Origin of the sequence: Streptomyces sp. SudanB182_2057 (genome assembly GCF_964272715.1) — a bacterium.
GTDB classification, from domain to species: Bacteria; Actinomycetota; Actinomycetes; order Streptomycetales; family Streptomycetaceae; genus Streptomyces; species Streptomyces rubradiris.
Window position 1 is genome coordinate 5,808,399 of the sequence record NZ_OZ186798.1, and the last position, 23,958, is coordinate 5,832,356.

Here is a 23,958-nt window from a genome sequence, read left to right on the forward strand (position 1 = left end):
GCTCGGGGAGGACACGTCGGGAGGACCCCGTGCCCGTACCGATACGGCGCCTGATCGTGGCGCTCACCCTGTGCTGTGCCCTGGTGGCCGGTGCCACCGCCTGCGGAAGCGGCGGGCAGAGCAGCACGAAGAACACCTCGGCGGCGGCCCAGGCCGTGCCCGCCGCCGACACCCCCAGCCCCAGCACCTCCGCCGAACACCAGAAGTTCGCCAAGACCCGGTTCGTGGCGAACGCGGGCCTCGCCGCCGGCGCGACCTACCAGTGGATCGTCAAGCCCTGGAAGGCCGGCAAGTTCAAGAAGGGCACCAAGGGCCGCAGGCTCGCCCTGATCAAGGCGAGCGCCGCCGGACTGTTCGCCTACAACCGGCTCAAGGCCGCCCAGCGCAACGCCCAGGGCGACCCGACGCTCTCCAAGGCACTCGCCCCGCTGGGCGCCGGCATCGAGTCCCTGAAGGGCCTGGCGAGCAAGCTGCGCAAGGGCGACGACAGCGCGGCCGGACCGTTCGACGACATCATCGGCCAGATCAAGAACGCGGGCAGCAGCGCGGGCGCACCGGTGAAGGAACAGGTGCCCACGGCGGCGGAGTTGACGAAGGGTCAGTAGTTCAGCTCGGCCAGTACGCGCAGGGTGTGCGGGTCCGGGGACAGGGCCAGCAGGTCCGTCACCGGGCCCGCGCGCCACGCCTGGAGCCGCTCGGCGACGCGGGCGCGCGGGCCGACGAGGGAGATCTCGTCCGCGAAGGCGTCCGGCACGGCCCGCACGGCCTCCTCGCGGCGCCCGGCGAGGAACAGCTCCTGAATCCGCCGGGCCTCGGCCTCGTAGCCCATGCGGGCCATCAGATCGGCGTGGAAGTTGCGGGCCGCGTGCCCCATCCCGCCGATGTAGAAGCCGAGCATGGCCTTGACCGGGAGCAGTCCCTCGGCCACGTCGTCGCACACCTTCACCCGGGCCATCGCCGCCACCAGGAACCCCTCGGGCAACTCGCGCACCACGTCCCCGTAGACCTCCGGCCGGCCCGGCGCCCAGTACAGCGGCAGCCAGCCGTCGGCGATGCCGACGGTCTGGGCGACGTTCCGGGGCCCCTCGGCGCCGAGCAGGACGGGCAGGCGGGGGCGCAGGGGGTGGGTGACGGACTTGAGCGGCCTGCCGAGGCCGGTCGCGCCCGGGCCCCGGTAGGGCAGGGCGTGGAACCGGCCGTCCAGCTCCACCGGCGCCTCGCGGCGCAGCACCTGCCGTACGACGTCCACGTACTCCCGGGTCGCGGTGAGCGGCGACTTCGGGAACGGGCGCCCGTACCAGCCCTCCACCACCTGCGGCCCGGACAGCCCCAGCCCGAGCAGGAGGCGGCCGCCGGAGAGGTGGTCCAGGGTGAGCGCGTGCATCGCGGTGGCGGCCGGGGAACGGGCGGCCATCTGGGCCACCGCCGTGCCCAGCCGGATCCGGGAGGTGTGCGCGGCGATCCAGGCCAGCGGGGTGAACGCGTCCGAGCCCCAGGACTCCGCCGTCCACACCGAGTCGTAGCCGAGCCGTTCCGCCTCCTGGGCCAGCGGCACATGGCCGGCGTCCGGGCCGCGTCCCCAGTAGCCGAGTGCCAGACCGAGCCGCATGCGCCTGCCTCCTGACGAACCGTCAGCTACCAGCCGGGAGGCGACTGTACGACAACGGCCCCCCACCCGGAAGGGCGAGGGGCCGGTGTGCTGCGGGACCAGGGGTCAGCCGCGCTGGATGCCGGAGGTGTCCTGGAGCACGCCACGACGGCCGTCCTGGGTCTGCGCGACCAGCGCGGCACCGCGCTGCTCGACGGCCAGGTACCAGGTGCCCGGCGCCAGTTCGGCGATCTGGCCGCCCGAGCCGTCCTCCGCGAACAGCGGACGGGTCACCGGCACGGCGAACCAGAACGGCGAGAAGTCCGCGGCCGGCGGCTGCGCGGCCGGGGCGCCCTGCGCGGCCGGCTGCGGCTGCTGCCCGTACGGCTGGCCCGGCTGCGGCTGGGCACCGTACGGCTGCTGCGGCTGGGCGCCCGGGTAGCCGTAACCACCGGGCGGCTGGGCGCCGTAGGGCTGCGGGGCCGGCGGCTTCGGGGCCGGGATCAGGGACGCCTGGAGGGCGGGGACGAGCGGGGTGGCGATGGCGGCGGCGGCCATCACCAGGGTGGCGATCAGGGCGAGGATCAGCCCCGTGCCGGCGTCGGGGGAACGGTCGCCGCCCTCGCCGATGTTGTCCAGACCGCCGATGGGGTCGATGATGTTGCCCAGCGCGCTCCACGCGGCGAAGACCGCGAACGCCACGCCGAACGCGCCGAGTTCCAGACCCGCGATCTTCCGGGGCTGCGGCAGGCCACGGTTCACGACGATGAGCGCCGCGCCGATGATGCCCGCCAGTACGACGCCGAGCAGGACCGGTCCGCTCTCCCAGAGGTTCGGCAGCTCGACGCTGTCGGGCAGTCCGTCGTACGAGTAGTTGTCGAGGAACGACGCGATGAACAGCACCACCGCTGCTCCGATCACCACGCCGTCGCCTCTAGTGAGGGAGCGGATATTCACTTCAGGTCCTTCGTAGGTCGTCTCGTCGTCGGTAGACCCTACCGTCCGCCAGAACGGGATGTCCGGCCGGTTATGGCCGCCGGTCACGAAACGCGCAGGAAACTCACGATTCCCTCAGAGATCCCTTGCGCCGCACGCTGCCGCCAGGTTCCGCTGGTCAGCATGGCCGCGTCCGTGTCATCGCGCATGTTGCCGCATTCGATGAACACCTTGGGAACCGTTGACAGATTGAGACCACCCAGGTCCGTCCGCGTGACCAGGCCGGTGCCGTCCCCGACGTAGTTGGCGGGCGGCTCGCCGGTCGCGCGGTGGTAGGTGTCCGCGATCCGCACCCCCAGCTCGCGCGAGGGGCCGACGATGGGACGGGTGTCCGCCGCACCGGCGTGCACCGACCCCGGCAGGATGACGTGGAAGCCGTGGTCACCGGCGGCGGAGCCGTCGGCGTGCAGCGAGATCGCCGCGTCCGCGTGCGCGGCGTTGCCGAACCGGGCCCGCTCGTCCACGCACGGCCCCCAGGGCGGGCTGTCGCCGTCGTGGGTCAGCTTCACCGTGGCGCCCTCCCGCTCCAGCAGGTTGCGCAGCCGGTGCGCCAGGTCGAGTGAGAACGACGCCTCCGTATAACCGTCGTTGGTGGACGTACCGGTGGTGTCGCACTCCTTGGAGTTGGTGCCGATGTCCACCTGGCGGTTGATCTCCGCCGGGTGCCGGAAGTTGCCCGGGTTGTGCCCGGGGTCGACGACGACGACCTTCCCCCGGAGCGCACCGGAGCGGCCGGAGGGCGAGCCGGACTCCTTGCCGTCGTCGCCCCGGGAGGCCGCCGGGGCGGGAGCGGAGGAGACCGGACGGGAGGCGGACGTGGCGGCCGTGCGCGCCGCGCCGTCCGAACCGCCGTCGCCCAGCGTCTCGTACGCCCCCCAGCCGAGCAGGGCGCCGGGCACCAGCGCGGCGAGCGCCACGGTCAGCGGGCCGCGCCGGGGCCGGCGGGGCTGCGGGGATTCGAATTCCGGGCCTGTGTACGACACGTCTGCGACTCTAACCGGGGCCTCAGCTTCCCGCCCCCGCACGCCGCAGCACGCGCAGCGAGCCCGTGGCGCCGACCTCGGTGAACGCCCCGGAATCCAGGGCGCGCAGGTACACCCGGTAGGGTGCCTGGCCCGTGAACTCGTCCTCGGGGTGCGGGAAGACGTCGTGGATGACCAGCAGGCCGCCCTCGGCGACATGCGGGGCCCAGCCCGCGTAGTCGGCGCCGGCGTGTTCGTCCGTGTGGCCGCCGTCGATGAACACGAGGCCGAGCGGGGAGCTCCAGAGCGCCGCGATCTGCGGGGAGCGGCCGACCAGGGCGACGACGTGCTCCTCCAGCCCCGCCCGGTGCAGGGTGCGGCGGAACAGCGGCAGCGTGTCCATCAGCCCGATCTCGGGGTCGACCGTCTCCGGGTCGTGGTAGTCCCAGCCGGGCTGCTGCTCCTCGCTGCCCCGGTGGTGGTCGACGGTCAGCGCGGTGACCCCGGCCTGCCGGGCCGCGTCGGCCAGCAGGATCGTGGAGCGCCCGCAGTAGGTCCCGACCTCCAGCAACGGCAGTCCGAGCCGCCCCGCCGCCACCGCCGCCGCGTACAGGGCGAGCCCCTCGTCCACGGGCATGAACCCCTTGGCCGCCTCGAACGCGGCCAGGATCTCGGGCTTGGGCGTGGCGGGGGCCATGGGTTCCTCTCGACCGTACGATTGTCCGAACCCCGCTTATGCTGCCGCACGCTCGGCCGGGCGGGGGACAGGGGGTGCGAATCGGCGGAACGCCGGTGTGACGAGGGGGATGCGAAAGATGCCTGACACCACGTCCGCGGACGTGTTCTCCGGCCGCGTGGTCGAGTGGCACGGCGAGGAGGGCTGGGGCGTTCTCGCTTCCGACGCACTCCCGGACAGGGTATGGGCGCATTTCTCGGCCGTCCGGGCCGAGGGCTATCGGGAGCTGACCGCCGGCCAGTCTGTCACCTTCTCCGCCGAGCGGGCCGAACAGGACGGGTACCGGCGGCGCGCCGTGTCCGTCTGGCCCGGAGCCGGAGCGCGACGCTCGTCCGACCGCAGCGAGCGCCCCGGCTATTCGTCCGAGCTGAGCATCAGGTTCGACGAGCCCTGACGCGCCCGGCCGGGCGACGGACGCCCGGCCGGTCCAGGCGATCGCCCCGCCGCGACCGTACGGCTGCGACCGCCCGACCGCCCGACCGCCCGGCCCTCCGGGCTCCTACGCGCTCACCGTCTCGCCCGGCAGCGACAGGTCCAGGTCGACGGTCCGCGCCTCCCCGGGATGCGTCGCGGAAGAGGCGAGCGGTCCGTGGCCGGAGGCCTTCGCGGCGAGGACGTACGCGCCCTGTGCCGGTACGGCCAGCGCGTACCGGCCCTCCTCGTCGGAGACGGTCGCCCCGGCCTGCCGCCCCCGCCGGTCGATCAGCGTGACCTTCGCCCGGGCCACCGGGGCGCCGTCGGCGCCGAGCACCCGGCCCCGGAAACCGCGCAGCACCTCCTCGGCCCGCTCCAGCGCGGCGTCCTCCTCGCTGCTGGCCCGCAGCTGCGTGTGCCGCTGCGCCGGTCGCGGGCTCTTCGGCAGGAAGAGCGCCAGCAGCAGGCCGACGGCCACCGCCGCCGTGGCGATCAGGAAGGACACCCGGAACCCGTGCATGGTCGGTATCGCGACCCCGCCGACGTTGTTCGCGGTGTTGGCCAGCACCATGCCGACGACGGCGCTCGACACCGACGTGCCGATGGACCGCATCAGGGTGTTCAGCCCGTTCGCCGCACCGGTCTCGGACGCCGGGACCGCGCCCACGATCAGCGCGGGCAGCGAGGAGTAGGCGAGGCCGATGCCCGCGCCGAGGACCACGGACGTGACGATCGTCTGCCAGGCCGCGTTCATCAGGCCGAGCCCGCCGCCGTAGCCGATCGCGATGATCAGCAGGCCGGTGATCAGGGTGACCTTCGGGCCGTAGCGGGCGGACAGCCGCGCGTACACCGGCGCGGTGAACATCATCGTCAGGCCCAGCGGGGCCACGCACAGGCCCGCGACGACCATCGACTGGCCGAGGCCGTACCCGGTCGCGGTGGGCAGCTGGAGCAGCTGGGGCAGGACGAGCGAGACGACGTAGAAGGCGACGCCGACCATGATCGACGCGAGGTTGGTGAACAGGACCGCCGGGCGGGCGGTGGTGCGCAGGTCGACCAGCGGCGCCTGGACGCGCAGCTCGTACAGGCCCCACAGGACCAGCACGACGACGGCCGCGGCGAACAGGCCGAGCGTGGTGCCCGAGGACCAGCCCCAGTCGCTGCCCTTGGTGATGGGCAGCAGGAGCAGCACCAGACCGATGGACAGACCCAGCGCGCCGGCCAGGTCGAAGGAGCCCCGCGCGCGCATCGGGGACTCGGGCACGACCAGGAGGGTGAGCAGGATGGCGAGCACGCCGAGGCCGGCCGCGCCGTAGAACAGCGCGTGCCAGTTCGTGTGCTGGGCGACCAGGGCCGCGGCGGGCAGCGCGAGGCCGCCGCCGACGCCGATCGAGGAGCTCATCAGGGCCATCGCCGAGCCGAGCCGCTCGCGCGGCAGCATGTCCCGCATCAGGCCGATGCCCAGCGGGATCGCGCCCATGGCGAAGCCCTGGAGGGTGCGGCCGACGATCATTGTGATCAGCTCGCTGGTGACCGCGCTGACCAGGGCGCCGAGCACCATCACGGCCAGGCTCAGGACGAGCATCCGGCGCTTGCCGTACAGGTCGCCGAGCCGGCCCATGATCGGTGTGGCCACGGCGCCGGACAGCAGGGTGGAGGTGAGGACCCAGGTGGCGTCGCTGGGAGCGGTGTCCAGCAGCTGCGGCAGGTCCTTGATGACCGGCACGAGCAGCGTCTGCATCACCGCGACGACGATGCCCGCGAACGCGAGCACCGGGACCACCGCGCCACCCGCTTGCCGGGTGGGCTGGTCGGTCGTCGTGTCTGTCATGGAGTGAGGCCTTCCACGTGTCATAAGTGCCAGGTAAACCTCGTATGCACAGGCAACTATTCCGTTGCTTCGGGCCCCTAATGAAGTCTTGACCGTTCCATGGGTTTCTGACCCTCCGTCAAGATCTGGCCTGGGGGTGGAGCGGGAGCCTTCACAACTGCGGAGCGCTCGGCTATACAGAGGGCGCCGGACTGGAACGCGTTCTAGCCGGACTGGAGCGCGTTCCGGACCGGCTCGTGGCGGCCCCGGTGCGGCCGACGGTGCGGACGTCCGTGCCGGGGTCTTCCGCCACGACCTGGGCCACCCGCGCCACCGTCACCGTCCCCGGCATCCCGCCACCGCCGCACCCCCGCCACCGCTTCAGGAGCCCCATGCCCATCGACGCAGCGCAGGCCCTCGCGGCCGCACCCCGGACCGGCGAGATCAGCTGGGACCACAAGGACGTACAGCTCTACCACCTCGGCATCGGCGCCGGGCGCCCGGCCACCGACCCCGACGAGCTGCGCTACACCCTGGAGTCCCGGCTGCACGTCCTGCCGAGCTTCGCCACCGTCGCGGGCAACGGCTCGCCCGGCGTGATCAGCGGGCTGTCCATGCCGGGGATCGACGTCGACCTGGCACGCGTCCTGCACGGCGGGCAGAGCATCGAGGTCCACCGCCCCCTGCCGGTACGGGGCACCGCCACCGCCACCGGCCGGATCGCCGCCGTGTACGACAAGGGCACGGCCGCCGTCCTGGTCATGCGCACCGAGGTCGCCGACGCCGACGGCCCGCTGTGGACCAGCGACGCCCGGATCTTCGTCCGCGGCGAGGGCGGCTGGGGCGGCGACCGCGGTCCCTCCGGCCGGCTCGACCCGCCCGCCGGCGACCCCGACCGGACCGTCGAGCGCCCCATTCGCGAGGACCAGGCCCTGCTCTACCGCCTCAGCGGCGACTGGAACCCGCTGCACGCCGACCCCGACTTCGCCAAGCGCGCCGGATTCGACCGGCCCATCCTGCACGGGCTGTGCACCTACGGCATGACGCTCAAGGCGGTCGTGGACACGCTGCTCGACGGGGACGTGACCCGCGTGCGCGGTTACCGCACCCGGTTCGCCGGGGTCGTGTTCCCGGGCGAGACCCTGCGCATCCGGATGTGGCGGGAGGAGGGCCGGGTGCGGGCGGAGGCCGGTGCCGTGGAGCGGGACGGCGCGCCGGTGCTCGCCGACACGGTCGTGGAGCACTCCTGAGCGGTGCCACTGCCGGAAAGCCGTAAGTAGCCGTCGTTTCCGCACGCTTGAGCAGCCAGTGAGGGGAGCCGCAGCATGCGCGCCGCCGTACTGCACGAGATCGGCCGGGAGAAGCTGGACGTCCTCGACGACGTCGAGGCGGTGGGCTTCGGCCCCGGCAAGGTCAGGATCCGGGTGCGCGCCACCGGCCTGTGCCACTCGGACCTGTCCGCGATGAACGGGGTGCTGCCCCAGCCCGCCCCCTTCGTGCCCGGCCACGAGGGCGCCGGGGAGATCGTGGACGTGGGCGACGGGGTGACGCACCTGAAACCCGGCGACCGGGTGCTGCTGTGCTGGCTGCCGGCCTGCGGGAGCTGCCCGGCCTGCCGACGCGGGCAGACCCAGCTGTGCCTGGCCGGGTTCATGAACGCGGGTACCCCCAACTTCCGCCGCTCCGGCGGCGACGTCTTCGGCTTCGCGGGCACCGGCACCTTCGCCGAGGAGGTCGTCGTCGACGCCGGCTGCGCGGTGCCCATCCCCGAGGACGTGCCCTTCGACATCGCCGCGCTGATCGGCTGCGGGGTGACGACCGGACTCGGCGCCGCCCTCAACACCGCCGACGTGACGGCCGGTTCGTCGGTCGCCGTCATCGGGTGCGGGGGCGTGGGCATCTCCGTCGTCCAGGGGGCGCGGCTCAAGGGCGCCGCCGAGATCGTCGCCGTGGACCCGGTCGCCTCCCGGCGCGAGTCCGCCCTCCGCTTCGGCGCCACCCGGGCCGTCGCACCCGAGGAACTCGCCGACGCCAAGCAGCGGATCACCGGCGGCGAGGGCTTCGACTACGTCTTCGAGGTCGTCGGCAAGTCCGCCACCGCCCGCACCGCCTACGAGACCACCCGGCGCGGCGGCACCCTCGTCGTGGTCGGCGCCGGCGCCCTGGACGACCACCTCCGGCTGAACATGTTCGAGCTGTTCTTCGACGAGAAACGCATCCTGCCGTCCCTGTACGGCGGCGGGGACGTGCTGCGCTCCTACGAGCGCGCGATCGCCCTGTGGCGGGCCGGCCGCGTCGACCTGGCCGGCCTGATCACCCACCGGGTGCCGCTCACCGGGATCAACGAGGCGCTGGACCAGATGCGCACCGGGACCGCCCTGCGCACCTGCATCGAGATCTGAGGAAGCCGGCCCATGACACTGCCACTCGAGGGACGCTCCGCGATCGTCACCGGCGCCGGGCGCGGGCTCGGCCGGGCCGAGGCGCTGGAACTCGCCCGGCTCGGCGCGGCCGTCGTCGTCAACGACTACGGGCAGCCCGGCCGGGACGGCTCCGGCGCCGCGTCGGCGGGGCCCGCCGAGCAGGTCGCGGCGGAGATCCGGGCGGCCGGCGGCACGGCCGTCGCGCACACCGGGGACGTCGCCGACTTCCGGCAGGCCGGGGAGCTGGTCGAACTGGCGGTCGGCGCGTTCGGGAAGCTGGACATCCTCGTCAACAACGCCGGCATCCTGCGCGACCGCATGGTCTTCTCCATGTCGGAGGAGGAGTGGGACGCGGTGGTCCGCGTCCATCTGAAGGGGCACTTCAACACCACCCGGTTCGCCTCCGCGCACTGGCGGCAGCGGTCCAAGGCGGCGGGGGAACCGGTGTACGGGCGGATCGTGAACACCTCCTCGGAGGCGTTCCTCGCCGGATCGGCCGGCCAGCCCAACTACGCGGCGGCCAAGGGCGGGATCGTCGGCCTGACCACCTCCACGGCCCTCGCCCTCGCCAAGTACGGCGTCACGGCCAACGTCATCTGTCCGCGCGCCCGGACCCGGATGACCGAGGACGTCTTCGCGGGCTTCGGACCGCCGCAGGAGGGGCTGGACCCGCTCGCCCCCGAGCACGTCGCCCCGCTCGTCGGCTATCTCGCCTCGCCGGCCGCCGCCGGGGTCAACGGCCGGCTGTTCGTCGTCCACGGCGGCATGGTGGCCGTGCTGGACCGGCCCCGGGTGCGGGCGAAGTACGACAGCGAGCGGGAGACGTTCACCTACGACGAACTCGACGCGCTGCTCACCCCGTACTTCGCCGGGCGGCCGGCGGGGGAGACGTTCGCGGCGGCGGAGGTGCTGTCGCTCAAGCGCGGGTGAAGAGGAGAGAAGAGAAGAGGGGAAGGAAAAAAGGGGGCGCCCGGTGTCGGACGCCCCCTCCTCTTCGCTGCCGTCAGGCTGCCGCCTCGGCCGTTTCCTGGACCGGCTTGCGGTGCCGGCCGTGCGGAGCGGTCTCCCTCTCCTGGGCGGCGACCGGGCCTCGGTGCCGGCCGTGGCCCGCGGTCTCGGAAGAGCCGGCAGACAGCTGTTCGGTCGTGCTGGTGTCGCTCATCGGACGTATTCACCCCGTCAACATCATCTTCGGTACAGCCGGGGAGTGTAACCGGCGCACCACGGGCCGAATCCAGGCGCACACGCCAACCGGCACTAGTTCGTTACAAGACGGCCCAGAGGGGCCTGCTGCAGGGGCACGGGCCGCGCCGGCACCGGCTCGGCGACCCGGGCCACCGAGGGCACGGGGGCCCGGGTTCCCGGCGGGGCGGGGGGTTGGGTTGCGGGCGGGGCGGGGGGTTTGGTTCCGGGTGGGGCGGCAGGGAGGCCGGGCGCCGGGGCGGTGGCTCGGGCTGGGTTCGCCGTGCCGGCGGTCCGGGTCGGTTGCGTCGTGCCCGCGGCCCGGGCCGGTTCCGTGGTTCTTGCGTCGCGGCCCGGTTCCGTCGGTCCCGGGTTGCCCCGGGCGGCCGGCAGATTGGTCACGCCGCACGGTGTGGACCGGGTCGCGTACGGGAGTCGTAGGACCCCCTCCGGAGTCCACACCCCGGCCCCGGCGAGCCAGCCCTCGGGGGCCGGGAGGTGGCGGACCCGGCGTTCGGCGGGCCGCCAGGTGCCCACCCACGTGCCCAACGCGCCGTCGACGCGCAAGGCCACCGCGCAGTTCTCCGGCATCAGCACCTGCCCGGGCTGGATCGCGAACGGCGTCACCACGCGGTCCGGCAGCCGCAGGCACTCCGGGAACCGCACCGGCAGGGCGCTGCCCAGCACGCCCCAGCCCAATCGTTCCTGCCCGGGGGAGGGAGCGTCGGAGGAGATCAGCAGCAGTCCGCTGTCGGGGTCGGCGAGCAGCAGCCGGTCGTCGCTGTCGTCCGTGATCTGGAGCAGCGGCGAGACCACGCCCCGCTCCAGGTCCACCACGACCGTCTTGGTGCGCCCGCCCAGCTCCCGGTCGAGCGCCAGCAGCCGCCCGGTGCCGTCCAGCCAGACCCCGCCCGAGCAGCGCCCCGGCACCTCGGCCAGCCGCTCGGGGCCGAACGCCCCGCCCGCCACCAGCCACACCGCGCCGGAGCGCGGCCCGGCGGCGAGGGCGTACGCCCGGGCGCCCCCCGGGGCGGGCGGCAGCAGCATCACCCGGGTGCCGGGCTCGGGGCAGTCCACCGCGCCCAGCGGCAGCTCCCCGGTGCCGGGCCCGGCCGGGTACAGCAGCGAGAACAGGTGCCGCGAGCCCGACGGCCGGTGGACCAGCACCCGGCCGTCCCCCATCGGCTGCACCCCGGTGCCCGGCTCCTCGGGCTGGGTGCCGGGCAGCGGCACCGCGTAGGGCTCCGGGCCGTCCAGGGTCCAGCGCTCCGCGAACCAGCAGTCACCGGCGGGCGCGAGCCGGGCCGCGTACGCGCCGTCCGCCGTGATCACGCACCCCGCCTCCGGCACGCCGTCGGCCCCGCTCGTGGCCGGGGGTTCGATAGCACAGGCCGTCATCGTTCGGTCACCTCCGGCGACGACGCTAGTTTCGGCGCGCTCCGGCGCGCGCGGGCGCCGAGGACCGCTTCACACATACGGGTGGCGCAGAAGCGATTCACCCGAGGAAACCGGGACGGGTGTGCTGAGCCGGGCCGGACCGGGCGCATGCGGTACACCCCCGCCGAACAGCCAGGTAGCCTTGGCCCGTGCCCCGTCTGTCTGAAGTCATCGCCGCGCTGGAGAACCTGTGGCCCGCCGAGCGGGCCGAGTCCTGGGACGCGGTCGGCACGGTGGTGGGCGACCCCGGCCAGGAGATCACCCGGGTGCTGTTCGCCGTCGACCCCGTCCAGGAGACCGTCGACGAGGCGGTGCGGCTCGGCGCCGACCTGCTGGTCACCCACCACCCGCTCTACCTGCGGGGTACGACCACGGTCGCGGCCACCCACTTCAAAGGCCGGGTCGTGCACACGCTGATCAAGAACGACATCGCGCTGCACGTCGCCCACACCAACGCCGACACCGCCGACCCGGGTGTCTCCGACGCCCTCGCCGGCGCCCTGGACCTGCGGGTCGTACGGCCCCTCGTGCCCGACCCCACCGACCCGCACGGGCGCCGGGGCCTCGGCCGGGTCTGCGAGCTGGACCACCCGCTCACCGTCCGGGAACTGGCCGCCCGCGCCGCCGAGCGGCTGCCCGCCACCGCGCAGGGCATCCGGGTGGCCGGCGACCCCGAGGCCGTCGTCCGCACGGTCGCCGTCAGCGGCGGCTCCGGCGACAGCCTCTTCGACCAGGTCCGCGCGGCCGGCGTCGACGCCTTCCTGACCGCGGACCTGCGCCACCACCCGGCCTCCGAGGCGGTGGCCACGAGCCCCCTCGCGCTGCTCGACGCGGCGCACTGGGCCACCGAGTGGCCCTGGTGCGAGCTGGCCGCGAGCCAGCTCGACGAGATCTCCGACCGCAACGGCTGGGACCTGCGGGTCCACGTCTCCAAGACGGTCACCGACCCCTGGACCGCCCACGCGGCGTCCACGACAACCCTCTAGCCCACGGGAGCCCCCAACTGAACGCCGCGCCCGCCGACCAGATCCGACTCCTCGACGTCCAGGACCTCGACGTCCGCCTCCAGCAGCTCGCGCACAAGCGGAAGTCGCTGCCCGAGCACGCCGAGATCGACTCGCTGACGAAGGACCTCACGCAGCTGCGCGACCTGCTCGTGGCCGCGCAGACCGAGGAGAGCGACTGCGCCCGCGAGCAGACCAAGGCCGAGCAGGACGTCGACCAGGTGCGCCAGCGCGCCACGCGCGACCAGCAGCGGCTGGACTCCGGCGCGGTCACCTCGCCGAAGGACCTGTCCAACCTCCAGCACGAGATCGTCTCCCTCGCCAAGCGGCAGGGCGACCTGGAGGAGGTGGTCCTTGAGGTCATGGAGCGCCGCGAGGCCGCGCAGGAGCGGGTGAACGAGCTGACCGAGCGGGTCGCCTCCGTGCAGGCGAAGATCGACGATGCCACCCGGCGCCGGGACGCGGCGTTCGAGGGGATCGACGGCGAGGCCGCCTCGGTGACGAAGGAGCGCGAGGTCGTCGCCGCGTCCGTGCCCGAGGACCTGATGAAGCTGTACGACAAGCTGCGCGCCCAGCAGGGCGGCATCGGCGCGGCCAAGCTGTACGCCCGGACCTGCCAGGGCTGCCGGCAGGAGCTGGCCATCACCGAGCTGAACGAGATCCGCTCGGCGGCCCGGGACAAGGTGGTCCGCTGCGAGAACTGCGGGCGCATCCTGGTGCGTACGGCCGAGTCGGGAATCTGAGGAACCCGGGGGCGCGGGCGTGCGGGAGTTCATCGTCGAGGCCGACGGCGGGTCACGGGGCAACCCGGGGCCCGCGGGCTACGGGGCCGTGGTGCGCGACGCGGTGACGGGGCAGACGCTGGCCGAGGCGGCGGAGTACCTCGGCACCGCCACGAACAACGTCGCCGAGTACCGCGGCCTCCTGGCCGGCCTGCGCGCCGCGCACGCCCTCGATCCCGGCGCGCGGGTCCGCGTCCGCATGGACTCCAAGCTCGTCGTGGAGCAGATGTCGGGCCGCTGGAAGATCAAGCACCCCGACATGAAGCCCCTGGCCATGGAGGCGCGCTCGGTCTATCCGCCGGACCAGGTGACGTACGAGTGGATCCCGCGCGAGCGGAACAAACAGGCGGACCGCCTGGCCAACGAGGCGATGGACGCGGGCGCGAAGGGCGAACAGTGGTCCCCGTCGCTCTCCCGCGCCGACCTGACGACGACGGCCGGGACGGCACCGGCCACCGCCGAAGCGGGGGCTGACCGCACGGCTGAGCCGGCGACCGCCGGTGAACCGCGGTCCTCGGCGGGGGCGGGCCGCGGGGCGGCCGAGGTGGCGTCCGAATCAGCCGCGGCTAGCCGCACGGCCGAGCCGGCGACCGCGCCGACGGCCGGGGCACCGCCCGCCGAGCCGACGCCGGCCGCCGAGCCGACGCCGGCCGCCGCCGGGGCCGGCCGCACGGCCGGGGCGGTGACCGCCGGGGAGCCGCAGTCCTCGGCAGGGGTGGGCCGTGGGGCGGCCGAGGTGGCGTCGGCATCAGCCGCGGCCGGCCGCACGGCCGAGGCGGCAACCGGGGAGCCGATGGCCGGGGCGCCGCCCGCCCAGCCGACGCCGGCCGTCGCCGGGGCCGGCCGCACGGCCGGGACGGCATCCGCCGGGGAGCCGTCGTCTTCCGCCGGGGCGCCGTCGTCCTCCGTCGGGGAGCAGTCGTCCTCCGCTGGGGAGGCACCGTCTTCCGCCGGGGAGTCGCCGTCTTCCGCCGCCGCGGTCAGCCGGGCGGCTGACGCGGCGTCCGGATCCGCTGCGGGCGGTCGTGCCGTCGGGGCGGGGGCCGCCCCGGCCGCGGCGGTGGCCGGCAGCGGGCAGCGTCCGGCGGCCGACGGTGGGCAGCGGCCGGTGACCGGAGGTCAGGCGCAGCCCTCGGCGCCCGGCTGGAGCGCCGCCCCCGATCTCGGGGCGCCGGCCACCCTCGTGCTGCTGCGGCACGGCGAGACCCCGCTGACCCCCCAGAAACGCTTCTCCGGCAGCGGCGGCAGCGACCCCGCCCTCTCCGCCGCCGGCCGCGAGCAGGCGCACCGCGTCGCCGACGCCCTGGCCAGGCGCGGCACCATCCAGGCGATCGTGGCCTCCCCCCTGGCCCGTACCCGGGAGACCGCCGGCATTGTCGCCGCCCGGCTGGGCCTGGACGTCACGATCGAGGACGGCCTGCGCGAGACGGACTTCGGTGCCTGGGAGGGCCTGACCTTCGGCGAGGTCCGCGAGCGCTACCCGGACGACCTGAACGCCTGGCTGGGTGACCCGGAGGCGCACCCCACCGGCGGCGGCGAGAGCTTCGCCGAGACCGCCGTACGGCTGGCCGCCACCCGGGACGAGCTGGTCGCGGCGTACCGGGGCCGCACGGTCCTGCTGGTCACCCACGTCACCCCGATCAAGACGCTGATCCGCCTCGCCCTCGGCGCCCCGCCCGAGTCGCTGTTCCGGATGGAGCTGTCGGCGGCCTCGCTGTCGGCGGTGGCGTACTACGCGGACGGCAACGCCAGCGTCCGACTGTTCAACGACACGTCCCACCTGCGTCCCTGAGCCCGGCCGCCGCCCGCGCCAGCTCCTCGATCCGGTCCCAGTCGCGGGCGGCCACCGCCTCCGCCGGGACCATCCAGCTGCCGCCGACGCAGCCGACGTTGGGCAGGGACAGGTACTCCGGCGCGGTCGCCGGCCCGATGCCGCCGGTCGGGCAGAACCGGGCCTGCGGCAACGGCCCGGCCAGCGAGCGCAGATAGGCCGTACCGCCCGCCGCCTGCGCCGGGAAGAACTTCATCTCCCGCACCCCGCGCTCCAGCAGCGCGACCACCTCCGAGGCGGTCGACACCCCGGGCAGGTACGGCACCCCGGACGCGCGCATCGCCGTCAGCAGCGACTCCGTCCAGCCGGGGCTGACCAGGAACCGCGCCCCGGCCGCCGTCACCGCGGCCACCTGCTCCGAGGTCACCACCGTGCCCGCGCCGACCACCGCCTCGGGCACCTCGCGGGCGACGGCGCGGATCGCCTCCAGTGCCGCCGGGGTCCGGAGGGTCACCTCGATCGCGGGCAGTCCGCCGGCCACCAGCGCCCGGGCCAGCGGTACGGCGTCGGCGGCGTCGGAGAGCACCACAACGGGCAGGACGGGCGCGAGGTCCAGTACGGAGGGGTCGGCATCCGGGCCGGAGGGGTCGGCGGAGCGGGGCAGCGGCGAGGTCATGCCCCCATCGTGCCCATCAGCCGCACTACTCGCAATGAGCGTTGCGCATATTGCAACGCACCGGTCGGTGTGGCCTGCCGGTCAGTGGATCTCGTCCACCAGCACGTCCAGCGCCCACGCCTTGCCCGCCTTGCCGGGTGCCGCCGCCTCCACGGTGTAGCCCAGCTCCCGCAGCGCCTCCACCAGCTCGGCCGGGTTCTCCGGGGCGGCCCCGGACGTGAGCAGGGCGCGCACGATCCGGCCCTTCGTCGCCTTGTTGAAGTGGCTGACCACCTTCCGGGTGGGCGCGTGCAGCACCCGTACCGTCGCCGTGCGCCCGGCCACCTCGCCCTTCGGCTTCCAGGCGCTCGCGTAGGCCGAGGAGCGCAGGTCCAGCACCAGGCCCTGGCCGGCCGCCGTCGGCAGTACCTCGGCCATCGGCGCCCGCCAGTGCCCGGCCAGCGCGCCGAGGCCCGGCAGCTTCACGCCCATCGAGCAGCGGTAGGAGGGGATCCGGTCCGTCACCCGTACCGCGCCCCACAGCCCGGAGAACACCAGCAGCGAGGCCGCGGCGCGCCGCCGGGCGTCCGTGTCCAGCGTGGCCAGGCCGAGGGCGTCGTAGAGGACACCGGTGTAGATCTCCCCGGCGGGGCGCGCGCCGGCCGTGCGCAGCCCGGCGTTCTTCGCGACCTCCCCGCGCAGCCCCTCGCTGAGCCCCAGCACCTCGCGGGCCTTCTCCGGGTCGCCGGAGCACAGCCCGACCAGCTCGCCGAGCACGGCCTCCCGCGCGGCGGTCAGCCCCGGCAGGGACAGCGAGCCCAGCTCCAGCGGGGCGCCGTCGCCCGAGTTCGCCTTGCCTTCGGAGGGCGGCAGCAGGACCAGCAACACGTACTCCTTACGTAGACCTCCGCGCCAGGGTACGGCGGTCCCGCGTACCTCCTCGACCGCGGGGTTCAGCGCGCGGTCGAGGGCCTGGACCGCGGGAGTCAGCGTGCGGCGAGGGCCTGGACCAGGGCACCCGCGTCGTCGGCGTACAGCCGGACCACGCGCACCGCCCTGCGCCGGCCCAGCAGGGACGTGTGCACGACGGGCTCGGTGAGCTCGAGGGTCACCGTGGTCTGCGAGCCGACGATCAGGTCCAGGGCGTCCGGCTCCGGCTTGTGCGTGGTCCGGGTCTCGCGGCGTACGGCGGCGATGGAGGACAGCGGGATCCGCAGGTCGACATGGGCGCCGTGGCGCACCCGCAGCGCGTCGCCGGTCAGCACGTGCGGGCGGACCACGCCGGCCGCGTGCAGGCCGATCACGAACAGCACGCTGTAGACGTCCACCGCCAGCAGCACGTCGTGCGCGAGCGGCATGTCCCGCAGCATGAAGGACACGCCGACCGTCTCGACGACGCAGACGAAGGCCAGCCCCAGCAGCGTCGCGCCCTGCCCGCGCGCGTACCCGAACGCCCGCCCGTCGGCGGTGCCCTGGGTACGCCGGGCCAGCCACAGCGCCAGGCTGACGAAGAGCCGCATCTCGTGCCGGGCCATCAGGTACATCGTCGTCATCGCTCCACCCCCAGGACGATCTCCAGCATACGGCGCACCGCCTGCGCCTGGGCAGGTGCGAAGTCGGCGTACACGGCCCCCAACACCGCGTTGTCCAGGTCGGGTTGACCCTCCGTCGGCAGTCCGCGCGGTACGCATGCGGCGAGCGTGCGCGCGGTCCGCTCCACGCGCGGATCACCGGGATCCACGTCGGCCAGCGCGTCGAGCAGCGCGTACGCCTCGCGGGTGCGGGCCACCGCGTCCGGGTCGTCCAGGACGGCGCGCAACGCGGCCGACAGCCGTTCCCGGTCCTCCGGCGACGCCCCCGTGTCGACCAGGGCGAGGATCTCCCGGTCCCTGACGGCCATGGGGGAGTCGTCGGCGGGCAACGCGTCGAGCACGGCGGCCAGTTCGGGCGAGACGGGCCCGTCGGCGGGCGGCTCGCCGGCGTCCAGCAGCGCCCGCAGCCGCCGTCGGCGCTCCCGGACCGCCGCCTCCTGCCGGGCCAGGTCCTCGTCGAGTTCGGCCAGCACCTCGACGAGGTCCCTGCCCGCGTCGTCGGCGAGTACGTCCCGCACCTCGGTCAGCCCCAGCCCCAGCTCGGTCAGCCGCCGGATCCGGGCGAGGACGACGGCGTGCCGCAGCGCGTAGTGCCGGTAGCCGTTGGCCCGCCGCGCGGGTTCGGGCAGCAGGCCCAGGTGGTGGTAGTGCCGCACGGTGCGCGTCGTGACGCCGACGGCTGCGGCGAGTTCTCCGATTCGCATGGGATCAGTACAGACGTTGACGTCACGGCGGGGTCAAGGGGTGGACAGGAGGCGCTGGGGGTCGGTGCTGACGTCGGTCATGCGGCGGCTGCCCGGGGTGCGCCGAGCCAGCGTTCCAGGGACTCGGGCAGTCCCTCGCCGCCCGCCGTGTCGGAGGCCCACGCCACGAAACCGTCCGGCCGTACGAACAGCCCCCGCAGCCCGGGCCGGTCCGGGCAGGCGGCCGTGACCACGTCCAGCCGGTCGCCGTAGCCCCCGGCCCGGGCCCGCAGCCCGGCGTCGTCGGCCGGGTCCAGGAGCAGGGCGCGGCCGGTGTGCAGCCGCTCGCCGAGCCGGGTGCCGTCGGCGAGCCGCAGGTCGGGCGCGCAGACGCCGGTCAGCGGGTGGTCGCCGGGCAGGTCGTAGCGCTGCCGGACGCCGGAGATCCGCGTGGCCAGGTAGGTCGTGCCGGAGGTGGTCAGCGCCAGGTCGGTGACCACCCGGCGCAGGGCCCGGGCATGCCGGTCGGGGCGCATCAGCGCGATCTGGGCCCGGGTCCAGTCCAGCACCCGGGCGCCCACCGGGTGCCGTTCGGCGGTGTAGGTGTCCAGCAGCGACTCGGGGGCCCGGCCGCGGGCGACGGCGGCCAGTTTCCAGCCCAGGTTCAGCGCGTCCCCGATGCCGAGGTTGAGGCCCTGCCCGCCGAACGGCGCGTGCACGTGCGCCGCGTCGCCCGCGAGCAGCACCCGGCCCCTGCGGTAGTCGGTCACCTGGCGGGCGTTGTCCGTGAACCGGGTCGCCGTGACCACCTCCGTGACGCTCACCTCGGGCACGCCCGAGACCCGGCGCAGGCTCGCCTCCAGTTCCCCGGCGGTGACCGGCGCGGACCGGTCGGCCGGCGGACCGTCGAACTCCACGGTGAGCACGCGACCGGGGAACGGCCCGTGGACGTACGTCCCCGCGTCGGTGGTCTGCCAGCCGGTGCCCAGCCGCTCGGCCCCGGAAAGCCGTACGACCGCCTGGTAGCCGGTGATCTCCGGCGCCGTGCCCGGGAAGTCGAAGCCGGCCAGCTTGCGGACGGTACTGCGCCCGCCGTCGCACCCGACCAGCCGTCCGGCCCGGAGAGTGCGCGGGCCGCTGCGCGTGCCGTCGGTACGCATGCGCACGGTCACCCCGTCGGTGTCGGTGTCGGTGTCGGTGTCGGCGTCGGTGTCGGTGTCGGGGCTGAGGTGCATGGTCACCCCGTCGGTGTCGGTGTCGAAACCGGTCAGTTCGACGCCGCGGCGTATCTCGACGCCCAGTCGCCCCGCCCACCGGCCGAGGATCCGCTCCAGCTCGGCCTGGGGTATGGCGAGGCCGACACCGGCGGCGGGGCCCGCGTCCGCCCAGGCTGGGTCGGAGCCGTCGAACAGGTCCGGGTCGAGCATGATCCCGGCGAAGTGCCCGGCGAACTTCGGCCGGGGCCGGCCGTTCCCGCGGAAGTCGCGCAGCCGGGCCAGGGACGCTTCCCCGGCCGCCGCCAGCTCGGGCAGCAGGCCGCGGCGGTACAGGGCGATGGCGGTCGCGATGTTGATGGAGCCCGCCTTGACCGTCTCGTCCACCTCGGTCCGCCGCTCCAGGACCAGCACCCGCGCGCCGCCCAGCCGCAGCTCACAGGCGAGGAAGAGGCCCACGGGGCCGGCGCCGGCCACCACCACGTCGTAGTCGTACTCGCTCGTCGTCATGGCGGGTAACTGTAGTCACTAAAACTTTCGAGTGGCTATAAATTTCTGGGATAGAGTCTCCCCATGGACTCCAGGCACGATCGGGAGCTCTCCTTGCGGGAGCGGAAGAAGCGGGAGACCCGGCAGCGGATCTCGGACATCGCGACGGGTCTGATCGGGGAGCGCGGCTTCGACGCGGTGACGGTCGCCGAGATCGCCCGCGCGGCGGGTGTCTCCCCGATGACGGTCTTCAACTACTTCCCGCGCAAGGAGGACCTCTTCCTGGACCGCATCCCGGAGGCGGCGGCCCTCTTCGCGGCGGCCGTCCGGGACCGCGCCCCCGACGAGCCCCCGCTCACCGCCCTGCGCCGCCTCGCGCTCCAGCTCCTGGAGGAGCGGCATCCGCTGGGCGGGGTCGGGGACACCTTCGCCGACTTCTGGCGGATCGTCGCCGACTCGCCCGCGCTGCGCGCCCGGGCCCGGGAGGGCGTGGAGGAGGTCGAGGAGGCGCTGACCGAGGCGTTCGGCGAGGCGGGCATGGCGGCCCCGGAACTGTGGGCGGCGCTGACCATGGCCGCGTACCGGACGGTGTTCATCACCTCCGTACGCCGGCTGCTCGCGGGAGATCCGGTGGCGGAGGTGGCCCGGGATCACAGGAAGCGGTTGGAGGTGGCGTTCGACGCGCTGGGGCGGATGGCGGTGGTGGACCTTGACGGCTAACAGCGTTAGCCGTACGGTCTGGCTAACGGTGTTAGCCGAGTTCGGCGCGCCGTGATGACGACCGGGAGGGCACCCATGACCGCGACAGCCGACACGACGACGACCGTCACCCGGCGCATCGGTAACCCGGCCCTACGGCGCGCGGGCTGGCTGGCGTTCGCCCTGGTCTGGTCGGCCTTCGCGGTGGTGGAATGCGTGCGCCACGGCTGGCCGGCCGCGGTGCTCGCCCTGGCTTTCCTCGTACTGCCGGACCTCACCTTCCTGGTGGCGCTCGACGAGGCACCCCGCATGGCGAAGGGACAGCTGCCGCCCCGCGCGGTGCCGTACTACAACGCGATGCACCGCGCCTTGGTCCCGCTCACCCTGGCCGCCGCCTACACCGCTCTCCCGCTGGACTGGCCGCCCGCCTTCGCCGCGCTGTGCGGCTGGCTCGCCCACATCTCGTACGATCGCGTCTTCGGCTACGGCCTGCGCACAAAGGAGGGCTTCCAGCGTGGCTGACCGGCTCACCCCCCGGGCACGGGAGATCGTGGCGGCGGCCCGGGACCTCCTGGAGGAGTCCGGACCCGCGCAACTGACCATGCGCACCCTCGCCGACCGTCTCGGCATCAAGGCCCCGTCCCTCTACAAGCACTTCCCCGACAAGCACGCCGTAGAGGTCGAACTGGTGGCGCAGATGCTGACGGAGACGGCGGAGGCGCTGGAGGCCGCCGAGGCCGGCGCCCCCGGCTCGCTGGAGGCGCTGGCCTCGGCGTACCGGAGCTACGCCCTCGCCCACCCCCACCTGTACTGCCTGGGCACCGAGCAGCCCCTGCCCCGCGCCGAACTGCCCGCCGGCCTGGAGGACCGGGCCGCCCTGCCCCTGCTGCGCGCCTGCGCCGGCGACCTGGACCTGGCCCGCGCCTTCTGGGCCTTCGCCCACGGCATGGTCACCCTTGAGATCCACGGCCGCTTCCCGGCCGACGCGGACCTGGAGGCGGCGTGGAAGCGGGGGCTCGGGGCGTTGGGGACGTAGGGGAGCCCGGGCGCGGTCCGGGCCGGGCCGGCTGCCCGGTACCATGGTCCTTACGGCAGACGAGCCGGGCGGGCGGCCGCGTGGAGTCCCTCAGGGGGCTTCCCGAGGAACGTCCGGGCTCCACAGGGCAGGGTGGTGGCTAACGGCCACCCGGGGTGACCCGCGGGACAGTGCCACAGAAAGCAAACCGCCAGGGACTCCGGTCCCTGGTAAGGGTGAAACGGTGGTGTAAGAGACCACCAGTGCCCAGGGTGACCTGGGCAGCTAGGTAAACCCCACCCGGAGCAAGGTCAAGAGGGGACACCTCGGTGTCCCTGCGCGGACGATCGAGGGCTGCCCGCCCGAGTCCGCGGGTAGACCGCACGAGGCCGACGGCAACGCCGGCCCTAGATGGATGGCCGTCGCCCCGGCCGCCGCGAGGCAACCGGGGAACAGAACCCGGCGTACAGCCCGACTCGTCTGCCGCTTTCCCCTGGCGGGACTGGGCGACACGAACGTCACAGCAAGGGCGCGCCGTCGCGGAGGTAGAGCGGCCGTCCCGCGTCCAGTGCCTGCAGAGCGTGCTCGAACCGGCGTCGGGTGCGGTCCCGGAGGCGGTCGGCGGCTTCGGTGGCCGTGACGAAGGCGGCTTCGGACAGCTCGTCGTCCCGTGGCCGTAGCCGGTCGGCCTGGTCCTCGTCCAGGGTGCCGCCGTCGAAGATGAACGCGAGTTGGTCATCCCAGGGGCCGTGCGGGGCCACCCAGTCCACCACCAGCAGCCCGAGCGGCGTGAGGCGTATACCGAGTTCCTCCATCAGCTCACGGCGTGCAGTGTCCTCGGGCGGCTCATTGGCCTCCGCCATCCCGCCGGGCAGATCCCAGCCCGGTTTGTAGGTGGGGTTCACCAGAAGCACACGGCCGTGCGGGTCCCGCAGCAGCACATCGGCCGCCACGCGCTTGCGGGCCTGCTTGGCGTTGCCCTCCGCGAGGTACGCGTTCCACGCGTCGGTGTCGGCGGGATCGGGTGCAATGGGCCTCATACGGTGGTGCCTCCCGGGGGCGGCGGAATCAGATCAGCCAGCAGAAGCATTCTGGCGCGGTGCGCATCATCGAACCGCGCCAGGTACTCCCGGACCGGCCGATACCCCCGGTGTGGCTCCAGCCGCCGGCGCAGCCCGTCAAGCTGCCGCACCACCCGGACCGAACCGAGGGTCGGGCTCGTACTGAGCAGGTCGTGGCCGACGCTCACTGCGGCGTCCAGGTCACCCCGCCGCACGTGGATGTCCACCAGGCTGATCCGGCTGAGAGCCAGGGACCGCGCCCGCCCCGCCTCGCGCAGCGCAACAGCTTGTTCGGCGTGCGACAGCGCCTCGTCGTACTGCTCCAGGTCACGCAGGATCAGAGCTGACTCGCTGGCCAGCGCGGCGGTGTCGAACGGGCTCAGCCACGGGTGATCAGCAGCAGGTGAAGCCTCCAGGTCGCGGTGCGCGGCCTCCAGCGCGTGGGCGGCCGGGGTGCGCTGAGACGCGACCGCCAGCGCACGCGCCTGCATGGTGTGCAGCCGCGCTGTCAGCGCGGGAATCCCAGGTCCCTGCGCGGCCAGTTCGAGCCCGGTCCGCGCCCAGCCGACCGCCCTGGCCGCATCCCTGGTCTCAAGGGCAAGGTGGCTGCTGCTCGCAGCGACGTGTGCGGCCAACGGGAGGTCACCAGAGGTGTGGGCCAGAGGGAGAGCGCGGGCGAAGTGCCGGGCCGCGCGGTCGTCATGACCGGAGTCGTGAGCCATCCAGCCCGCCATCTCGGTCAGCGCGGCTGCGGCGGCGAACACCTGCGGACCGCTGCCGATGTCGACCAGCCGGGGCGCCACCCGGTCCGACAGGTGTCGGATAACAGCCCCGTACAACCTGCCGCCGCCGGTCTGCCGGTCAGCGCTGCGGAAATGTTCCATCGCCACCAGGTCGTCACCGTCCGGCGGCGGCCGGTCCGTCCGCTCGTGCTCGGCGGTCGCCGGCGCGGGTTCCCACGAGCGTCGAGCCAGCCCCAGCAGATGGCCGGGGATGTGGAAGGCGTCGGCGATCTGCTCGAACAGGGTCAGCTTCTCCACCCGGCTCTTGCCGTTCATGTAGTCGTAAAGCCGCCCCTGCGTGATGTCGACGGCGGCAGCGATGCGCCGCGTACTGACACCGCGCGCATTGAGCATCCGGAACACCGCCCCCATGTCCCGCTCGGCGCACGCGTGGAGCAGGCGCTCATCCCCGAGCAGACCGGCGACGACTTCACGCGGGTCCGGTGACAGTCGGTCCATCTGCAACTCCCCGGTTGGCGACCGGGACCGATGCTAAGGCCAACGCGGTTCACCCGACTCCACGTTGGAGTCACCTTCTGGAGTCTCCCCATCCTCTCCTCTACGCGTTGACTGGCTTCACCCGCCGCGAGCGCATCCGTGGACGGACCTCGGCACCGCCCCGTTCGCAGGCTTCTCCCAGGAGGCACGTGGGCGGGACCTTCC

Annotated in this window: 25 protein-coding genes and 1 other RNA gene; 12 read left to right on the forward strand and 14 right to left on the reverse strand. The window is 73.9% G+C overall.

Annotated elements, in window-relative coordinates:
* Window positions 1-29: 29 nt before the first annotated feature.
* Window positions 30-605: a hypothetical protein gene (locus ACSURM_RS25675; RefSeq protein ID WP_436958111.1), complete on the forward strand. Its 576-nt coding sequence runs from the start codon at window positions 30-32 to the stop codon at window positions 603-605.
* Here the strand turns inward: ACSURM_RS25675 and ACSURM_RS25680 are convergent.
* The 4 genes from ACSURM_RS25680 to ACSURM_RS25695 all read right to left on the reverse strand — a co-directional run bounded on the left by ACSURM_RS25680 (window position 599) and on the right by ACSURM_RS25695 (window position 4,243).
* Window positions 599-1,609 (reverse strand): LLM class F420-dependent oxidoreductase, encoded by a 1,011-nt coding sequence (locus ACSURM_RS25680; protein WP_436958112.1) that lies wholly within the window; start codon window positions 1,607-1,609, stop codon window positions 599-601. The two genes, ACSURM_RS25675 and ACSURM_RS25680, sit on opposite strands and share 7 nt — an antisense overlap.
* Before the next feature lie 105 nt (window positions 1,610-1,714).
* Window positions 1,715-2,545 carry a hypothetical protein gene (locus ACSURM_RS25685; protein ID WP_436958113.1) on the reverse strand — a complete coding sequence of 277 codons (831 nt, stop codon included), beginning with the start codon at window positions 2,543-2,545 and terminating at the stop codon, window positions 1,715-1,717.
* An 83-nt stretch (window positions 2,546-2,628) separates the two neighbouring features.
* Window positions 2,629-3,567 (reverse strand): N-acetylmuramoyl-L-alanine amidase, encoded by a 939-nt coding sequence (locus ACSURM_RS25690; RefSeq protein WP_436958114.1) that lies wholly within the window; start codon window positions 3,565-3,567, stop codon window positions 2,629-2,631.
* Between the two features lie 22 nt (window positions 3,568-3,589).
* Window positions 3,590-4,243, reverse strand: a complete 654-nt coding sequence (locus ACSURM_RS25695; RefSeq protein ID WP_436958115.1) for a class I SAM-dependent methyltransferase — start codon at window positions 4,241-4,243, stop codon at window positions 3,590-3,592.
* A gap of 118 nt (window positions 4,244-4,361) precedes the next feature.
* Between ACSURM_RS25695 and ACSURM_RS25700 the strand changes: the two genes are divergently transcribed.
* Window positions 4,362-4,676, forward strand: a complete 315-nt coding sequence (locus ACSURM_RS25700; protein ID WP_436958116.1) for a cold-shock protein — start codon at window positions 4,362-4,364, stop codon at window positions 4,674-4,676.
* Between the two features lie 105 nt (window positions 4,677-4,781).
* On the opposite strand, the gene ACSURM_RS25705 is transcribed toward ACSURM_RS25700, so the two are convergent.
* Window positions 4,782-6,527 (reverse strand): MFS transporter, encoded by a 1,746-nt coding sequence (locus ACSURM_RS25705; RefSeq protein ID WP_436958117.1) that lies wholly within the window; start codon window positions 6,525-6,527, stop codon window positions 4,782-4,784.
* A 371-nt stretch (window positions 6,528-6,898) separates the two neighbouring features.
* On the opposite strand from ACSURM_RS25705, the gene ACSURM_RS25710 reads away from it, so the two are divergent.
* From ACSURM_RS25710 to ACSURM_RS25720, 3 genes are all read left to right on the forward strand, one after another.
* Window positions 6,899-7,756: a MaoC/PaaZ C-terminal domain-containing protein gene (locus ACSURM_RS25710; protein WP_436958118.1), complete on the forward strand. Its 858-nt coding sequence runs from the start codon at window positions 6,899-6,901 to the stop codon at window positions 7,754-7,756.
* 75 nt (window positions 7,757-7,831) lie between these two features.
* Window positions 7,832-8,908: a Zn-dependent alcohol dehydrogenase gene (locus ACSURM_RS25715; RefSeq protein WP_436958119.1), complete on the forward strand. Its 1,077-nt coding sequence runs from the start codon at window positions 7,832-7,834 to the stop codon at window positions 8,906-8,908.
* Window positions 8,909-8,920: 12 nt separating this feature from the next.
* The gene (locus ACSURM_RS25720; protein WP_436958120.1) at window positions 8,921-9,859 is read left to right on the forward strand and encodes a 3-oxoacyl-ACP reductase; all 939 of its coding nucleotides are present in this window, start codon (window positions 8,921-8,923) and stop codon (window positions 9,857-9,859) included.
* 73 nt (window positions 9,860-9,932) lie between these two features.
* Here the strand turns inward: ACSURM_RS25720 and ACSURM_RS25725 are convergent, their stop codons facing one another.
* Window positions 9,933-10,091: a hypothetical protein gene (locus ACSURM_RS25725; RefSeq protein WP_436958121.1), complete on the reverse strand. Its 159-nt coding sequence runs from the start codon at window positions 10,089-10,091 to the stop codon at window positions 9,933-9,935.
* Window positions 10,092-10,186: 95 nt separating this feature from the next.
* On the reverse strand, window positions 10,187-11,509 hold the full coding sequence (locus tag ACSURM_RS25730) for a hypothetical protein (protein ID WP_436958122.1): 1,323 nt from the start codon (window positions 11,507-11,509) through the stop codon (window positions 10,187-10,189).
* A gap of 188 nt (window positions 11,510-11,697) precedes the next feature.
* Here ACSURM_RS25730 and ACSURM_RS25735 point away from each other — a divergent pair, with 188 nt between their 5' ends.
* The 3 genes from ACSURM_RS25735 to ACSURM_RS25745 are packed head-to-tail and all read left to right on the forward strand — an operon-like array spanning window position 11,698 to window position 15,126.
* Window positions 11,698-12,534, forward strand: a complete 837-nt coding sequence (locus ACSURM_RS25735) for a Nif3-like dinuclear metal center hexameric protein (RefSeq protein ID WP_436958123.1) — start codon at window positions 11,698-11,700, stop codon at window positions 12,532-12,534.
* Window positions 12,535-12,551: 17 nt separating this feature from the next.
* Window positions 12,552-13,295: a zinc ribbon domain-containing protein gene (locus tag ACSURM_RS25740; RefSeq protein ID WP_436961185.1), complete on the forward strand. Its 744-nt coding sequence runs from the start codon at window positions 12,552-12,554 to the stop codon at window positions 13,293-13,295.
* Between the two features lie 19 nt (window positions 13,296-13,314).
* On the forward strand, window positions 13,315-15,126 hold the full coding sequence (locus ACSURM_RS25745) for a bifunctional RNase H/acid phosphatase (protein ID WP_436958124.1): 1,812 nt from the start codon (window positions 13,315-13,317) through the stop codon (window positions 15,124-15,126).
* Here the strand turns inward: ACSURM_RS25745 and ACSURM_RS25750 are convergent.
* From ACSURM_RS25750 to ACSURM_RS25770, 5 genes are all read right to left on the reverse strand, one after another.
* The gene (locus ACSURM_RS25750; RefSeq protein WP_436958125.1) at window positions 15,098-15,781 is read right to left on the reverse strand and encodes a bifunctional 4-hydroxy-2-oxoglutarate aldolase/2-dehydro-3-deoxy-phosphogluconate aldolase; all 684 of its coding nucleotides are present in this window, start codon (window positions 15,779-15,781) and stop codon (window positions 15,098-15,100) included. The genes ACSURM_RS25745 and ACSURM_RS25750 overlap by 29 nt on opposite strands.
* A gap of 81 nt (window positions 15,782-15,862) precedes the next feature.
* A complete protein-coding gene (gene yaaA, locus ACSURM_RS25755; RefSeq protein WP_436958126.1) occupies window positions 15,863-16,645 on the reverse strand; it encodes a peroxide stress protein YaaA in 783 nt (260 codons plus the stop codon).
* A gap of 101 nt (window positions 16,646-16,746) precedes the next feature.
* The gene (locus tag ACSURM_RS25760; RefSeq protein ID WP_436958127.1) at window positions 16,747-17,313 is read right to left on the reverse strand and encodes a hypothetical protein; all 567 of its coding nucleotides are present in this window, start codon (window positions 17,311-17,313) and stop codon (window positions 16,747-16,749) included.
* Window positions 17,310-18,056, reverse strand: coding sequence for a MerR family transcriptional regulator (locus ACSURM_RS25765; RefSeq protein WP_436958128.1), 747 nt, complete (start codon window positions 18,054-18,056; stop codon window positions 17,310-17,312). The genes ACSURM_RS25760 and ACSURM_RS25765 overlap by 4 nt, the downstream gene beginning before the upstream one ends.
* 77 nt (window positions 18,057-18,133) lie before the next feature.
* Entirely contained in the window at window positions 18,134-19,759 is a 1,626-nt protein-coding gene (locus ACSURM_RS25770; protein ID WP_436958129.1) for an FAD-dependent monooxygenase, read from the reverse strand.
* 63 nt (window positions 19,760-19,822) lie between these two features.
* Between ACSURM_RS25770 and ACSURM_RS25775 the strand changes: the two genes are divergently transcribed.
* From ACSURM_RS25775 to rnpB, 4 genes are all read left to right on the forward strand, one after another.
* Window positions 19,823-20,458, forward strand: coding sequence for a TetR/AcrR family transcriptional regulator (locus tag ACSURM_RS25775; RefSeq protein WP_436958130.1), 636 nt, complete (start codon window positions 19,823-19,825; stop codon window positions 20,456-20,458).
* A 75-nt stretch (window positions 20,459-20,533) separates the two neighbouring features.
* On the forward strand, window positions 20,534-20,959 hold the full coding sequence (locus ACSURM_RS25780; protein ID WP_436958131.1) for a DUF4260 family protein: 426 nt from the start codon (window positions 20,534-20,536) through the stop codon (window positions 20,957-20,959).
* Window positions 20,952-21,473, forward strand: coding sequence for a TetR/AcrR family transcriptional regulator (locus ACSURM_RS25785; RefSeq protein WP_436958132.1), 522 nt, complete (start codon window positions 20,952-20,954; stop codon window positions 21,471-21,473). The genes ACSURM_RS25780 and ACSURM_RS25785 overlap by 8 nt, the downstream gene beginning before the upstream one ends.
* Before the next feature lie 60 nt (window positions 21,474-21,533).
* Window positions 21,534-21,935: RNase P RNA component class A (rnpB, locus tag ACSURM_RS25790), an RNA gene on the forward strand.
* A 35-nt stretch (window positions 21,936-21,970) separates the two neighbouring features.
* On the opposite strand, the gene ACSURM_RS25795 is transcribed toward rnpB, so the two are convergent.
* Together ACSURM_RS25795 and ACSURM_RS25800 are read right to left on the reverse strand one after the other, a co-directional pair.
* On the reverse strand, window positions 21,971-22,492 hold the full coding sequence (locus ACSURM_RS25795) for an NUDIX domain-containing protein (RefSeq protein WP_436958133.1): 522 nt from the start codon (window positions 22,490-22,492) through the stop codon (window positions 21,971-21,973).
* Window positions 22,489-23,754 (reverse strand): tetratricopeptide repeat protein, encoded by a 1,266-nt coding sequence (locus ACSURM_RS25800; RefSeq protein ID WP_436958134.1) that lies wholly within the window; start codon window positions 23,752-23,754, stop codon window positions 22,489-22,491. Before ACSURM_RS25800 ends, ACSURM_RS25795 begins: the two co-directional genes overlap by 4 nt.
* Between the last annotated feature and the right edge of the window lie 204 nt (window positions 23,755-23,958).

Bases quoted from the DNA above. Each gene is read 5' to 3' on its own strand.
- ACSURM_RS25800 (WP_436958134.1), bottom strand. From the start codon at position 23,754: ATGGACCGACTGTCACCGGACCCGCGTGAAGTCGTCGCCGGTCTGCTC.
- ACSURM_RS25720 (WP_436958120.1), top strand. From the start codon at position 8,921: ATGACACTGCCACTCGAGGGACGCTCCGCGATCGTCACCGGCGCCGGG.
- ACSURM_RS25775 (WP_436958130.1), top strand. From the start codon at position 19,823: ATGGACTCCAGGCACGATCGGGAGCTCTCCTTGCGGGAGCGGAAGAAG.
- ACSURM_RS25695 (WP_436958115.1), bottom strand. From the start codon at position 4,243: ATGGCCCCCGCCACGCCCAAGCCCGAGATCCTGGCCGCGTTCGAGGCG.
- ACSURM_RS25760 (WP_436958127.1), bottom strand. From the start codon at position 17,313: ATGACGACGATGTACCTGATGGCCCGGCACGAGATGCGGCTCTTCGTC.
- ACSURM_RS25715 (WP_436958119.1), top strand. From the start codon at position 7,832: ATGCGCGCCGCCGTACTGCACGAGATCGGCCGGGAGAAGCTGGACGTC.
- ACSURM_RS25730 (WP_436958122.1), bottom strand. From the start codon at position 11,509: ATGACGGCCTGTGCTATCGAACCCCCGGCCACGAGCGGGGCCGACGGC.
- ACSURM_RS25725 (WP_436958121.1), bottom strand. From the start codon at position 10,091: ATGAGCGACACCAGCACGACCGAACAGCTGTCTGCCGGCTCTTCCGAG.
- ACSURM_RS25770 (WP_436958129.1), bottom strand. From the start codon at position 19,759: ATGACGACGAGCGAGTACGACTACGACGTGGTGGTGGCCGGCGCCGGC.
- ACSURM_RS25680 (WP_436958112.1), bottom strand. From the start codon at position 1,609: ATGCGGCTCGGTCTGGCACTCGGCTACTGGGGACGCGGCCCGGACGCC.
- ACSURM_RS25705 (WP_436958117.1), bottom strand. From the start codon at position 6,527: ATGACAGACACGACGACCGACCAGCCCACCCGGCAAGCGGGTGGCGCG.
- ACSURM_RS25710 (WP_436958118.1), top strand. From the start codon at position 6,899: ATGCCCATCGACGCAGCGCAGGCCCTCGCGGCCGCACCCCGGACCGGC.
- ACSURM_RS25750 (WP_436958125.1), bottom strand. From the start codon at position 15,781: ATGACCTCGCCGCTGCCCCGCTCCGCCGACCCCTCCGGCCCGGATGCC.
- ACSURM_RS25795 (WP_436958133.1), bottom strand. From the start codon at position 22,492: ATGAGGCCCATTGCACCCGATCCCGCCGACACCGACGCGTGGAACGCG.
- ACSURM_RS25765 (WP_436958128.1), bottom strand. From the start codon at position 18,056: ATGCGAATCGGAGAACTCGCCGCAGCCGTCGGCGTCACGACGCGCACC.
- ACSURM_RS25780 (WP_436958131.1), top strand. From the start codon at position 20,534: ATGACCGCGACAGCCGACACGACGACGACCGTCACCCGGCGCATCGGT.
- ACSURM_RS25700 (WP_436958116.1), top strand. From the start codon at position 4,362: ATGCCTGACACCACGTCCGCGGACGTGTTCTCCGGCCGCGTGGTCGAG.